The sequence below is a fragment of the Shinella fusca genome (genome assembly GCF_014203155.1).
In the GTDB taxonomy this organism is placed as follows: Bacteria; Pseudomonadota; Alphaproteobacteria; order Rhizobiales; family Rhizobiaceae; genus Shinella; species Shinella fusca.
Window position 1 is genome coordinate 1 of sequence record NZ_JACHIK010000021.1, and the last position, 13,013, is coordinate 13,013.

Below are 13,013 nucleotides of genomic sequence, written 5' to 3' on the forward strand. Positions count from 1 at the left end.
GAACGGCCACCTGCCTGCATCGGCCGGGATGCGCATCCCGGCCGATGCAAGCAAGTAAACCACATCTCATCCACACAAGCCCGAGGATGACGGAGAGAGAAGGACGGTTTCGAGGCGTGCCGGCCGCCGGAGCGGCCGGCTCGTTGTCAGGCCTTCTCGCCGAGCTGCGTTGCGACGCGGTTGCCGGCGTGGTCGCCCAGCGTCCGTTCCCGCCGGTTGTGGCGGATCGAGGACCAGAGGGAGATGCCGATCAGCGTTGCGCCGCCGAGGCCGGTGATGACCTCGGGGATGTGCACCAGCGTCTGGCAGTACATGACGACCGAGAGGATCAGGATCGCATAGAACGCGCCGTGCTCCAGGTAGCGGTATTCGGCGAGCGTGCCCTTGTCGACGAGCATGATCGTCATTGAGCGCACATACATGGCGCCGATGCCGAGGCCGATGGCGATGACGAAGAGGTTCTGCGTCAGCGCGAAGGCGCCGATCACGCCGTCAAAGGAGAAGCTGGCGTCCAGCACCTCCAGATAGATGAAGGCGCCGAGGCCGCCCTTGGCCGCTTCCGACATCGCCTTCTGTGAGGCGTCGAGCAGGCCGCCGACGACCTCCACCGCAAGGAAGGTGAGGAGGCCGTAGACGGCCGCGTGGACGAAGGTGTTCGACGCCTCGCCCTCCAGAAGGTTCGAGAAGACGAGGATGAGGGCGAGGACAAAGGCGATCTCGATGCCCTTGACGGTCGCCGAGCGCGCCATGTGCTTCTCGATGAAGCCGATCCAGTGCACCTCCTTCTCATGGTTGAAGAAGTAGGTGAGGCCGACCATCATCAGGAAGGTGCCGCCGAAGGCGGCGATGGGCAGGTGCGCCTCGTTCATGATGCGCGCGTATTCCTGCGGCTCCCGCGCGGCAAGCACGAGGGCATCGACCGGGCCGATGCCGGCCGCGATGACGACGATCAGAAGAGGGAAGACGATGCGCATGCCGAAGACGGCGATGATGATGCCCCAGGTCAGGAAGCGGTGCTGCCACACCGGCGTCATGTCCTTGAGCTTGTTGGCGTTCACGATGGCGTTGTCGAAGGAAAGCGAGATCTCCAGCACCGCGAGCACGGTGCAGATGAAGAAGACGCTCGCCATGCCGGCAAGCGTCCCGGTCGACTGCCAGCCGAGCCAGCCGCCGAGCACCAGGCCGATGGCGGTGACGATGAAGGCCCAGGTGAAATAGGAGAGGGTGGATTTGCCGTTGTTGGTCACGACCGCACCTCCATGCCGGAGGTAAGGGACGTGAGATTGCGCATACCACGACGGGCATGCGGGTGAGGCATGGTCAGGATGTTCATGTGCGTTTGAATCCGCCGGCTCATTGCTGGCGGTACCGACATCACGAGAGCGCCGTAAAAACTCTCGCCAGAGGGGCCCGGCACCAGGGTTCACCGCGGCAACCGATGTCAAAGGCCGCGGTGGCCGATGTTTTCACCGAAGTCGCCCTCCGCGTCAAGAGGCAGGGTGCCGCAGCCCGTGCAACGCGGCATGCGGCTTTCTGTTCCACTTTTTATGCCGGCGCCCTGTACCAGGGCCCCCGTCCGTTCCTATATTCGGCGCACGCTGATTTGCCGGAAAGGACGCATCATGGCCGAAACCCGTATCGATCCCGCCCTCGTCGAGTGGAGCGGCCCGGGCGGCCTGCCGCGTTTCGATCTGGTGAAGGACGAGGCCTTCGCGGCCGCCTTCGATGCGGCGCTCGCGGCCCACGAGGCGGAGATCGACGCGATTGCGAACAATCCCGAGGCGCCGACCTTCGAGAATACCGTCGTCGCGCTGGAGATCGCGGGCGACGCGCTGTCGCGCGTCTCGGCCCTCTTCTGGAGCCGGGCCGGCGCCAACACCAACGATACGATCCAGGCGCTGGAGCGCGAGATCGCGCCGAAGATGTCGCGGCATTACTCGAAGATCGGCACCAATGCGGCGCTCTTTGCACGCATCGATGCGTTGTGGGAGGGCCGTGCGGCGCTGAACCTCTCGCTGGAGCAGACGCGGGTGCTGGAACGGCACTGGAAGGGTTTCGTCAAGTCCGGCGCCAAGCTGGCAAAGCCCGAGCAGGAGCGGCTTTCGGCGATCAACGAGCGGCTCGCCGGGCTCGGCGCGAAATTCGGCCAGAACGTGCTTGCCGACGAGAAGGACTGGGCGCTCTTCCTCGACGAGGGCGAGGCGCTCGACGGCCTGCCGGATTTCCTGAAGGACGCCATGGCGGCCGCCGCGCGCGAGCGCGGGCATGACGGGCGCTATGCCGTGACGCTGTCGCGCTCGATCATCGAGCCGTTCCTCACCTTCTCCGCCCGCCGGGACCTGCGCGAGCAGGCCTTCCGCGCCTGGGTGGCGCGCGGGGCGAACGGCGGCGAGACGGACAATCGCGGCATCGTGAAGGAAACGCTGGCGCTGCGCTCGGAAAAGGCCGGCCTGCTCGGCTATGAAAATTTCGCCGCGCTGAAACTCGACAACACCATGGCGAAGACGCCGGAGGCGGTGAACGGGCTCCTGATGCAGGTCTGGGAAAAGGCCGTGGCGCGGGCGCGCGAGGAGGAGGCGGAGCTTGCCGCGCTGATTGCCGAGGAGGGCCGCAACCACGACGTCATGCCCTGGGACTGGCGCTACTACGCGGAAAAGCTGCGGGCGAAGAAATTCGATTTCTCCGAGGCGGAACTGAAGCCCTATCTCCAGCTCGAAAAGATCATCGAGGCCTGCTTCGACGTCGCCGAGCGCCTGTTCGGCATCCGCGCGGTCGAGAAGACGGGCGTGCCGGTCTATCACCCGGACGTGCGGGTCTTCGAGATCCGCGACCGGGAGGACAGGCTCGTCGCCATGTTCCTCGGCGATTATTTCGCGCGCGCCTCCAAGCGCTCCGGCGCCTGGATGAGCTCCTACCAGAGCCAGCACCGCCTGCCGCTGCCGAACGGCTCCGTCGGCGAGATTCCGATCGTCTACAATGTCTGCAACTTCGCAAAGCCCGCCGAAGGCAAGCCGGCGCTTCTGTCGCTCGACGATGCGCGCACGCTCTTCCACGAGTTCGGCCATGCGCTGCACGGCATGCTCTCCAACGTCACCTATCCGTCGGTCTCGGGTACCGGCGTTTCGCGCGACTTCGTGGAACTGCCCTCGCAGCTCTACGAGCACTGGCTGACGGTGCCGGAGATCCTGACGCGCTATGCCGTGCACGACCGGACGGGCGAGACGATGCCGCAGGCGCTGCTCGACAAGGTGCTGGCCGCACGCACGTTCAATTCGGGCTTTGCGACGGTGGAGTTCACTTCCTCGGCGCTGGTCGACATGGCGTTCCATACGCAGGGTCCGGTGGACGATCCGATGGCGGTGCAGGCGGAGGTGCTCGAAAGGATCGGCCTGCCGCAATCCATCGTCATGCGCCACGCGACGCCGCACTTCCAGCACGTCTTTTCCGGCGACGGCTATTCGGCCGGCTACTATTCCTACATGTGGTCGGAGGTGCTGGACGCCGACGCTTTCGCCGCCTTCACGGAGACGGGCGACGCCTTCAGCCCGGAAATGGCCGCGCGGCTGAAGACCTATATCTATTCCGTCGGCGGCTCGGTGGACCCGGAGGACGCCTACAAGGCCTTCCGCGGCAAGCTGCCAAGCCCGGAGGCGATGCTGGAGAAGAAGGGCCTGGCGGCCTGAAGGCCGCCGTCCTTCCGCCGAGCCGTGCGCCGGGCTGGCAACAGAGTTGCGGCCCGCCCCTTTCGCATTTGCGCAAAAACATGTATGAGCCCGGCCATTGAAGACGGCGCCCTCGTTTTGCGCGCGCCCCTGAACCTCAGAGATTATACAATGTCCATCCGCAATATCGCGATCATCGCGCACGTCGACCATGGCAAGACCACGCTGGTCGACGAGCTTCTGAAGCAATCCGGCTCGTTCCGTGAAAACCAGCGCGTCGCCGAACGCGTGATGGACTCGAACGACATCGAAAAGGAACGCGGCATCACCATCCTCGCCAAGGCGACCTCGGTCGAGTGGAAGGGTGTCCGCATCAACATCGTCGACACGCCCGGCCACGCCGACTTCGGCGGCGAGGTGGAGCGCATCCTCTCGATGGTGGACGGCGCCATCGTCCTCGTCGACTCGTCGGAAGGCCCGATGCCGCAGACCAAGTTCGTGGTCGGCAAGGCCCTCAAGGTCGGCCTCAAGCCCATCGTCGCCATCAACAAGATCGACCGCCCGGACGGCCGCCACGAGGAAGTGCTGAACGAGGTCTTCGACCTCTTCGCCAATCTCGACGCTACCGACGAGCAGCTCGATTTCCCGATCCTCTACGGTTCGGGCCGCAACGGCTGGATGAACGTCAACCCGGAAGGCCCGCAGGACGAAGGCATGGCGCCGCTGCTCGACCTCGTGCTGAAGCACGTTCCCGAGCCGAAGGTCGCCGAAGGCCCGTTCCGCATGATCGGCACGATCCTCGAAGCCAACCCCTTCCTCGGCCGCATCATCACCGGCCGTATCCATTCCGGCTCGATCAAGCCGAACCAGACCGTCAAGGTCCTCGGTCAGGACGGCCAGCTTATCGAAAACGGCCGCATCTCCAAGATCCTCGCCTTCCGCGGCATCGAGCGCACAGCGATCGAGGAAGCCCATGCGGGCGACATCGTCGCCATCGCCGGCCTCACCAAGGGCACGGTCGCCGACACGTTCTGCGATCCTTCCGTTACCGAAGCCCTGAAGGCCCAGCCGATCGACCCGCCGACCGTCACCATGTCCTTCATCGTCAACGACTCGCCGCTCGCCGGCACGGAAGGCGACAAGGTCACGAGCCGCGTCATCCGTGACCGCCTCTTCAAGGAGGCCGAAGGCAACGTGGCGCTGAAGATCGAGGAATCGGGCGACAAGGATTCGTTCTTCGTCTCCGGCCGCGGCGAACTGCAGCTCGCCGTCCTCATCGAGACCATGCGCCGCGAAGGCTTCGAGCTTGCCGTCTCGCGTCCGCGCGTCGTCATGCACAAGGACGAGGCGACCGGCCAGATGCTGGAGCCGATCGAGGAAGTCGTCATCGACGTCGACGAGGAGCATTCCGGCGTCGTCGTGCAGAAGATGTCCGAGCGCAAGGCCGAGATGGTCGAGCTGCGCCCGTCCGGCGGCAACCGCGTCCGCCTCGTCTTCTTCGCCCCGACCCGCGGTCTCATCGGCTACCAGTCGGAGCTTCTGACGGATACGCGCGGCACGGCGATCATGAACCGCCTGTTCCACGACTACCAGCCCTACAAGGGTGAGATCGGCGGGCGCGTCAACGGCGTGCTGCTCTCCAACGAAGCGGGCGAGGCCGTCGCCTACGCGCTCTTCAACCTTGAAGACCGCGGCCCGATGGTCATCGACGCGGGCGAGAAGGTCTATATGGGCATGATCGTCGGCATCCACACGCGCGACAACGACCTCGAAGTGAACGTGCTCAAGGGCAAGAAGCTCACCAACATCCGCGCCGCCGGCAAGGACGAAGCCGTCCGCCTGACGCCGCCGATCAAGATGACGCTGGAGCGCGCGCTGTCCTGGATCCAGGACGACGAACTCGTCGAAGTGACGCCGAAGTCGATCCGCCTGCGCAAGCTCTATCTCGACCCGAACGACCGCAAGCGATTCGAAAAGCAGCGCGCCGCCAGCGTGGCCTGAGCGCTTCCTTTCCGAAACGATACATGTCGAACCCCGGCCACCGCGCCGGGGTTTTTCATGTGTGTGCCAGTTTTTGCGGCTTGTGACGTTTGTTAAAAAAGCGTTAACTTTTTCCGGTGCCGCCCGGAACTCGCCTGTGGGCAAAGGAAGCCCTCGCCTTTGACGGGATTCCGGTGGAATCGGCACCGGAATATGAGTCGTGTTATGAAGACACTGTCGATCGATGTGCGGCGGGCCGAGCCGCAGGACGCGCGCGCGATATCCGAAACGCACCGGGTGTCGTGGCTGCAGGCCTATGGCGGCCTCATTCCGCACAAGCCGCTCAACCAGATGGTCGACCGCCGCGGCGAGGCCTGGTGGCGCAAGGCGACGCGCGGTTCAGCAACGCTGCTGGTGCTCGACGTTGCCGGCACGGTGGCGGGTTATGCCACGCTCGGCCTCAACCGGGCCCGCGCGCTGCCGCAGGAAGGCGAGATCTACGAGATCTACCTGCGCCCCGAATACCAGGGCATCGGCCTCGGCCGGCTGCTTTTCGGCGAGGCACGGCGGCTGCTGAAGTCGCTCGGCTGCAACGGGCTGATCGTCTGGTGCCTGGAAGACAGCGAGCATGCCTATCGCTTCTTCCGCTCCTCCGGCGGGCGCGACATTGCCGAGGGCATGGAGAATTTCGGCGAAAAGGAACTCAAGAAGATCGGTTTCGTCTGGTCCTGAGGCTCATTCCATCGCATGCGGCAGGGAGCGCATCGGCTCGCCCGCAAGCTTTCCCCGCGCGCCGTGCCATTGCGGCTCGTTGAGGCCGCAGGCGAAATCCCGGGCGTTCTCGTCCGCCGCCTTCCGGGCGAGCGTGTTGGCGTCCCTGTTCTCCAGCGCATCGACATAGCCGACGACGCAGCTCGTCGGGTTTTCTGCCGTTGCGACCGTCGAGACGACGAGGATCTGGCCGTAGCGCGTGTTGGTATCGCTCGTCGTTTCCGGGTCCGATACGAACCAGCGGACGATGGTGGCGAAGGGCACGCCCCCGGCATCGAGCCGCCATTCGACCGTGGCGTTGGAGTGGTTGAACGGGCCGAAGCTCTCGAAGGCCTCGTCGAGCCAGGCCTTGCCGATCGGCCCGTAGGCCTGGCTCTGGCGCAGGTCGCCCTCCTTGAAATAGATCGCAAGGTCCTTGTAGCCCGCGCATTCCAAGGTGACGCTCGCGCCCTCCTCTTCCTGCGAAAGCGTCTTGCAGGCGTCGAGGTCGCGCTCGCTATAGGCGCTTTCATTGGCCCTGCCGGCCGTCGCCGCGGCAGCGGCGATCAGGAGGGCGAGAAAGAAGGACATCGGCTTCATCGGGGCTTCCTCCGGTCTTTCGGAAACGGCGCGCGGCGGCGGTCTATTCGGCCTCGGCCGAAAGTCATGTTGCGCTGCAACGGGATTCGCATTAGGAAGCCCGCAATCAACCGCACTTCAGGAGCCCCCATGCGTATCGATGCGATTTCCGTTGGCAAGAACCCGCCGGACGACGTGAACGTCATTGTCGAGGTGCCGGTCGGCGGCCAGCCGATCAAGTACGAAATGGACAAGGAAGCCGGCGCGCTCGTCGTCGATCGCTTCCTTTATACGCCGATGACCTATCCGGGCAATTACGGCTTCGTGCCGCACACGCTCTCGGAAGACGGCGACCCGATCGACGTCCTCATCGCCAACACCCGCCCGCTCGTTCCGGGCTGCGTGATCAACGTGCGCCCGATCGGCGTTCTGGTGATGGAAGACGACGGCGGCAAGGATGAGAAGATCATCGCCGTGCCGGTGCCGAAGCTGACGCGCCGCTACGACAAGGTCGAGAACTACACCGACCTGCCGGAAATCACGCTTAAGCAGATCGAGCACTTCTTCTCGCACTACAAGGATCTGGAGCCCGGCAAGTGGGTGAAGATCGCCGGCTGGCAGGACGTTACCGTCGCCAAGAGGATGATCGTCGAAGCCGTCGATCGCTACAAGGCATCGAAGTAAGCATTATCCGCCTGAAATGACAAAACCCTCCGGCCCGCTCGGTCCGGAGGGTTTTTCTTTGGGATCGCGCGGGTGATCAGAGGATCGCGGGCGCGAGGACCGTGCGGATGACCTGTTCGAGGAAGAACAGGATGACGAGCACGACGAGCGGCGACAGGTCGACGCCGCCGAAATTCGGCAGCACGCGGCGGATCGGGCGATAGACCGGCTCGGTCAGCTGGTAGAGCGAGCGGCCGATGGTGGCGATAACCTGATTGTTCGCGTTGATGACATTGAAGGCGTAGAGCCAGGAGAAGATCGCCGAAGCGATCACCAGGAACCACGCGATGTTGATGATGAACAATAGGGTGTTGATGACCGCTATCATTGGCGTCTCCGATTGGTTTTCGTGCTGACATGTAGCCATTGCCGGCCCGGCCAGCAAGGCCGCAGCCGGGGCGGGGCGGCAACATGTTTAACGACGGGGGCGATTTTACCCCTCAGCCCGCGTGGAAGATGCGGTCGAGGAAGGCCGTCATCCAGAGCCGGAGCGCCGCATCGTGCAGGAGGCGGCCGTCGAGATGGGCGCGGCCGACCTGTGCGCCCGGCAGCTCGAAGCGGTGTGCGCCGCGTACGACCCAGCGGTGCATCATGGCGAGCGTCAGTTCGCCGTGGAACTGGATGCCCCAGGCATTCTCGCCGTAGCGGAAGGCCTGGTTCTCGTAGTGCTGGCCGGTGGCGAGCAGCGTCGCGTCCCTCGGCAGGTCGAAGCCCTCGCGGTGGAACTGGTAGACCATGTCCGGCCAGGCCATGAGGGCCGCGCCCGCCTCCGTCGCCTTCAGCGGATACCAGCCGATCTCCGCCCAGCCCTCCTCGTGGCTGCGCACCGTGCCGCCGAGATGGCGCACGAGCATCTGTGCGCCGAGGCAGATGCCGAGGAAGGGGCGGTTCTCCTTCAGCGGCAGGGAAAGCCAGTCGATCTCCCGGCGTACATAGGGCTCGGTGTCGTTGGCGCTCATCGGCCCGCCGAAGACGACGGCGCCGGCATGGTGTTCCAGCGTTTCCGGCAGCGGGTCGCCGAGCACCGGGCGGCGGATGTCCAGCGCGTGGCCCATCGCCTGGAGGATGTGGCCGACGCGCCCGGGGCTGGAGGTTTCCTGGTGCAGGACGATGAGGACGGGCCGCCTGCGATGTGCCTTGCGCGGGAAATCAAGCATGGCTCAACCGTCCTTCGGCGGCTCCTGCCCGGCCGCCGCGCCGATGCGTCCGGCCACTTCCTGCCGTTTCATGATGCGTTCGCGGCCCGACACGCCGAGAAGGTCGGCGATGCGCCAGATGGCGTGATCCTCCATCTCGCTGCGGTCGCCGTCCGCATAGACGATCTCCCAAAGAAGGCCGATGAGGCCGATGCGCTGCTCCTCCGTGAGCTGGCGCTTCAGCTCCGAGGTGAAGCGGAAGAAATCGATCGCCTCGCTCTCGGCGTCGCTGCCGGCCGCGACGAGCGCGTCCAGCTCCGCCTCATCCACGCCGCCGTAGAATTCGCGGAAGCTGGTGCGCAGCGCCTGCTTCTCCACGTCCAGCACCTTGCCGTCCGCCTCCATCACCTGGATGCAGAGCGCCATGACGGCAACGCGCGGATCGTCGGCGGCGAAGGCGGGCTTGTCGTCGCCGGAAAGGCTCGCCAGGAAATGCTGCAAGCGTTCGAACATCGGTGATGCGCCCCGTCCCTTGAAATCTTCAGAACAATTTGAAGCTGCTCGTATCGTCCCGCCGGACGGCGCCGGCCTTGACGCCCGGATCGTCCGGCAGGCCGTAGAAGGGGCGTTCCTCTTCCTCGCTTCCCGCCGGGACGGCATCCGCCTTCTGCGGCGTTTCGGCCTTTGCCGGGACGGGCTCGGCAGCGGCCGTAACGACGACCGGCGGCTCGGCCTTGACGGTCTCGACCTTCTCCGCCTTCACGGCGGGCCGCGTCTCGATGACGATGGGCGGCAGGGTGCGGATGGCCTCGTCCACCGTATTGGCGGAGCCTTCCTCGATCGGCCCCTGCAACTCGCTGACCGGCGTCTTCCATTCGAAGGCGTCGAGCCGGCCGGTGACGGGCGAGACGGCGCGCCATTCCGGTGACGTGATACCGTCGGCGGTCCAGGCGGGATCGCGCGGGGCCTTCAGCGCCTGGTTCATCCAGTGGCGGATGCGGCCCTGGTCGCCCGTCTCGGCGTCCTCGATGTCGGCGAGCAGCAGGAAGGCGCTTTCGCGCGGGGCAAGGCGCGCGGCGGCCTCCGCCTTGGCGCGGGCAAGGGTAAAGTCGCGCGTCTCCAGCGCGGCCTCGGCGACGGCATAGAGCGCCTCGGCATTGTTGGGGCGCATCGCCTCCAGCTTCTCCGCGCGCTTCAGGCGGTCGGCGGCCGAATCGCCGCTGCGGGCGCGCACGTAGAGTCGCGCCACGTCGCCATGGGCCGTCGCCTTCCAGAGCCTTTCGAGAATGGAGGCAGCCTTGCGCAGGTTGTCCTCGCGCAAATACGCCTTCGCCTCGATGAGGCCGGCCGGCACGAAATTCTCGTCGAGCTTCAGGGCCTGATGTGCATCCTCGCGTGCGCCCTTCGGGTCTGCGTCGAGCTTTTCGGCGGCGCGGGCGGTGAGCAGCACGGCCTTGCGGCGGGCATAGGCCTTCTTCTCCTCCGTTGAGCCGGAGCGGCCGTCGCCGAGGAGTTTCAGCGCCTCGTCCCAGTCGCCGGCCTCGGAGCGGTATTCGAGCGCGGCTTCCGTCGCCCAGGGGAGCTGCGGGGCCTTTTCGGCGGCGCGCTCGGCATATTGCCGGGCGGCCTCGTTGGCGCCGAGACGGCGGGCCTCGAGATAGAGGCCGCGCAGGCCGAGCTCCCGCGTCTCCGGGTCGTCGGCCATCAGCTCGAATTTCTTGCGCGCGTCGTCGTAGCGGCCCTCGATCATCGCGGCCTGCGCTTCGAGGAGGTGGATGAGCGGTTCCTGGTCGGCGCTGAGAAGCCCCCTGGTGCGGCCGAGCATCTTTCTTGCGCCGGCGGCGTCACCGGCGCCGGCGGCGATGAGGCCGGTGGAGAGCGCCTGATAGCCGCGGTCGCGCTTGCGGGCGCGGAAATAGCGCTGGATCGAATGCGGCGAGGTCCAGATCACGCGGACCAGCCACCAGCAGAGCATGATGGCGACGATGAGCGAGACGATGAGCGTCGCGGCCACCATCAGGCTCATGTCGGCGCGCTGGCCCTGCCAGATGATGGAGAGTTCGCCGGGCCGGTCCGCCAGCCAGGCAAAGCCCCCGGCCAGGGCAAGGACGAAGAGCGCGAAGACCAGAATGCGTATCATGAAGCCTTCTCCTCAGCCCTGCCTTGCGGCATTCGTCATGGCGCCGGAAACCGCGGCGCCCACCAGCTCTTCCACGCGAACGCGCGCGTCGAGCTTGTTCTTGTAGTCCGCGGCAGCGGCCTTGCCCTTTTCCGGCAGCGCCTGCCATTCGATGGCGGCACCCTTGAAATCGCCGTTCTGCAGCTTGTTCTCGATGCGGGCGACGATCGCCTCGGGCGTGTCGCCCTCGATGCTGCCGACCGGGCGCACGCGGATCGCAGAGGCGGCGCTCGCCATCAGCCGGTTGATGATGCCCTGGTCGCCCTCCGGCTGGTGCACGGCATCGAGGATATTGTCGGCCGCGCCGTCGAAATCGCGCACGAGATCGGAACGGGACGGCACGCCCACGGCGGCATGTTCGCGAAGGCCCGCCACGGAGGGATCGTCGGGTGCGACGCTGGCGAAGGCTTCCAGCTCGGCGAGATAGGGGCCGCCGCGGTCGATGGCGGTCTTCAAGGCGCTCGCGGCAACGGCCCGGGCCATGGAAACGTCGCTCGGCGCCTCAAGCTTCTCCTCGGCGGCGGCGATGCGCTCGGTCAGCTCGCTCTCCGTGCTGGTGACGGCGTCGTTCGTGCGGGCGACGGCCTCGCGCAGCGCGGCAAGCTCGGTCGTCAGCCGGGTAACGTCGGCTTCCAGCTTTTCGGAGGCTTCGGACGGGGCCGCGTCCTTCGCGCTTCCCGCGGATTGTTCCAGGGCGGCAAGGCGCGTTTCGATGGGCTGGAGGTCGACCGGGCCTGCCTGATCGGAAAGGCGCGTCTTCAGGGCCGCGACCTCGTTGGAAAGGGCGGTTACCGCGCTGTCGTCGCCGGCCCGCTCGGGGCCGAGCGCGGGGAGGTAGCCGCCATATTGCAGGCTGCCGGCGCCGAGAAGGGCGATCAGGCCGCCGAGGATGCCGGCGGCCAGCGGGCCGGCATTGCCGCCGCGCTGCGTGGGTGGCGGTGTCTCGGCGCGGGTCGGCTCCTCGTAGGCAGGGCGGGCGGGTTCCAGCGGCTCCTGCTTTTCCTCGAAGGGTTCCTCGGGCGTTTCCGCGGCGGCGGTTTCGGCGGCGGGCGTTTCCGCAGCCTCGGATTCCGGCACGGCTTCCCCGGCGGCGAGCGCCTCGTTGCTGGCGGAGGGCGGAACGGCTTCGAGGTCGATCGTCACGGGCTCTTCGCCGGCCTTCTTTCGACGGGACGGGGTTTCCGGTTCCATGGCGACCTCCTCGCGTTCATGTGCATTGCATTAAACGTAGACAGGGATGGCAGAGAGGGAAAGACCCTTGCGGCAAATTCCTCCGCCGGGACTTGCGCTTAGAGAAGGGCAAGCAGGCTTTCCTCGTCGGGAGCGGCGGCAATGGCGGCCCTTGCCGTAAAGGATTCCGGCACGGCGGCTGCGACATTCGCACTCATGCACAGGAGGCGCATCGCAAGAAAGCGCTCCGGCGCTTCGGCAAGCGGGGCGAGGGCAAAGAAGGCGCGGGCGCTTTCGCGCGAATAGAGGAGCACGGCATCCGGCACGGGCGCAAGAAGCGCGGCCTCGATCTCGGCCGGCGAGGGGGCGAGCGGCACCATGCGGTAGGCCTCGGCGGTGCGGAAGGGAATGCTTGCCTCTTTCATCCGGTGCTCGAAGCCCGGCGCGCGCGGAGAGCCGGCAAGATAGAGGATCGCGCCGTCCGGCCGGGTATGGGCGAGGATGGTTTCGGCAAGGCTTTCCCCATCGCCGCCGCCCGCGACAACGGTGCGGAAACCGGCGCGGCGGGCAGCTTCTGCCGAAGCTTCACCAACGGCGAAGAGGGGGGGCTGTCGGTGCGGCGCAAGGTTCTCACCGATCCCGGCGAGGAGGCGGGCGGCCTCCGCGCTGGTGATGGCGATGGCCGCATGAGGCTTCGTGAGTGCGGCTTTCACCGCCGCGACGTCGTGTTCGGCCTTCGACAAGGGTAGGCGCACGGCCTCGTGTCCGAGCGCGGCGAGCTTTCCGGCGGTGCGGTTCGCCGCAGGCTCGGGGCGGAGGACGAGGACGCGCATG

General features: G+C 66.3%; 12 protein-coding genes. 4 read left to right on the forward strand and 8 right to left on the reverse strand.

Annotated elements, in window-relative coordinates:
- Positions 1 to 146: 146 nt before the first annotated feature.
- Entirely contained in the window at positions 147 to 1,445 is a 1,299-nt protein-coding gene (locus HNQ66_RS20790; RefSeq protein WP_210308846.1) for a DUF475 domain-containing protein, read from the reverse strand.
- A gap of 177 nt (positions 1,446 to 1,622) precedes the next feature.
- On the opposite strand from HNQ66_RS20790, the gene HNQ66_RS20795 reads away from it, so the two are divergent.
- The 3 genes from HNQ66_RS20795 to HNQ66_RS20805 all read left to right on the forward strand — a co-directional run bounded on the left by HNQ66_RS20795 (position 1,623) and on the right by HNQ66_RS20805 (position 6,374).
- On the forward strand, positions 1,623 to 3,683 hold the full coding sequence (locus tag HNQ66_RS20795; RefSeq protein ID WP_184146349.1) for a M3 family metallopeptidase: 2,061 nt from the start codon (positions 1,623 to 1,625) through the stop codon (positions 3,681 to 3,683).
- Positions 3,684 to 3,833: 150 nt separating this feature from the next.
- Entirely contained in the window at positions 3,834 to 5,663 is a 1,830-nt protein-coding gene (gene typA / locus HNQ66_RS20800; RefSeq protein WP_184146351.1) for a translational GTPase TypA, read from the forward strand.
- Between the two features lie 204 nt (positions 5,664 to 5,867).
- Positions 5,868 to 6,374 carry a GNAT family N-acetyltransferase gene (locus tag HNQ66_RS20805; protein WP_184146353.1) on the forward strand — a complete coding sequence of 169 codons (507 nt, stop codon included), beginning with the start codon at positions 5,868 to 5,870 and terminating at the stop codon, positions 6,372 to 6,374.
- Between the two features lie 3 nt (positions 6,375 to 6,377).
- Here HNQ66_RS20805 and HNQ66_RS20810 read toward each other — a convergent pair whose 3' ends face one another.
- Positions 6,378 to 6,992, reverse strand: a complete 615-nt coding sequence (locus tag HNQ66_RS20810) for a hypothetical protein (RefSeq protein WP_184146355.1) — start codon at positions 6,990 to 6,992, stop codon at positions 6,378 to 6,380.
- 129 nt (positions 6,993 to 7,121) lie between these two features.
- Here HNQ66_RS20810 and ppa point away from each other — a divergent pair, with 129 nt between their 5' ends.
- On the forward strand, positions 7,122 to 7,655 hold the full coding sequence (gene ppa / locus HNQ66_RS20815; protein ID WP_184146357.1) for an inorganic diphosphatase: 534 nt from the start codon (positions 7,122 to 7,124) through the stop codon (positions 7,653 to 7,655).
- Positions 7,656 to 7,731: 76 nt separating this feature from the next.
- Here the strand turns inward: ppa and HNQ66_RS20820 are convergent, their stop codons facing one another.
- From HNQ66_RS20820 to HNQ66_RS20845, 6 genes are all read right to left on the reverse strand, one after another.
- Positions 7,732 to 8,022, reverse strand: coding sequence for a YggT family protein (locus tag HNQ66_RS20820; protein WP_184146358.1), 291 nt, complete (start codon positions 8,020 to 8,022; stop codon positions 7,732 to 7,734).
- 112 nt (positions 8,023 to 8,134) lie between these two features.
- The gene (locus HNQ66_RS20825) at positions 8,135 to 8,851 is read right to left on the reverse strand and encodes a glutamine amidotransferase (RefSeq protein WP_184146360.1); all 717 of its coding nucleotides are present in this window, start codon (positions 8,849 to 8,851) and stop codon (positions 8,135 to 8,137) included.
- Between the two features lie 3 nt (positions 8,852 to 8,854).
- Positions 8,855 to 9,343, reverse strand: a complete 489-nt coding sequence (locus tag HNQ66_RS20830; protein ID WP_184146362.1) for a tellurite resistance TerB family protein — start codon at positions 9,341 to 9,343, stop codon at positions 8,855 to 8,857.
- A gap of 28 nt (positions 9,344 to 9,371) precedes the next feature.
- Positions 9,372 to 10,970 carry a heme biosynthesis protein HemY gene (locus HNQ66_RS20835; RefSeq protein WP_184146364.1) on the reverse strand — a complete coding sequence of 533 codons (1,599 nt, stop codon included), beginning with the start codon at positions 10,968 to 10,970 and terminating at the stop codon, positions 9,372 to 9,374.
- A gap of 12 nt (positions 10,971 to 10,982) precedes the next feature.
- Positions 10,983 to 12,200, reverse strand: coding sequence for a COG4223 family protein (locus HNQ66_RS20840; RefSeq protein WP_184146366.1), 1,218 nt, complete (start codon positions 12,198 to 12,200; stop codon positions 10,983 to 10,985).
- A gap of 98 nt (positions 12,201 to 12,298) precedes the next feature.
- Positions 12,299 to 13,012 carry a uroporphyrinogen-III synthase gene (locus tag HNQ66_RS20845; RefSeq protein ID WP_184146368.1) on the reverse strand — a complete coding sequence of 238 codons (714 nt, stop codon included), beginning with the start codon at positions 13,010 to 13,012 and terminating at the stop codon, positions 12,299 to 12,301.
- Between the last annotated feature and the right edge of the window lies 1 nt (position 13,013).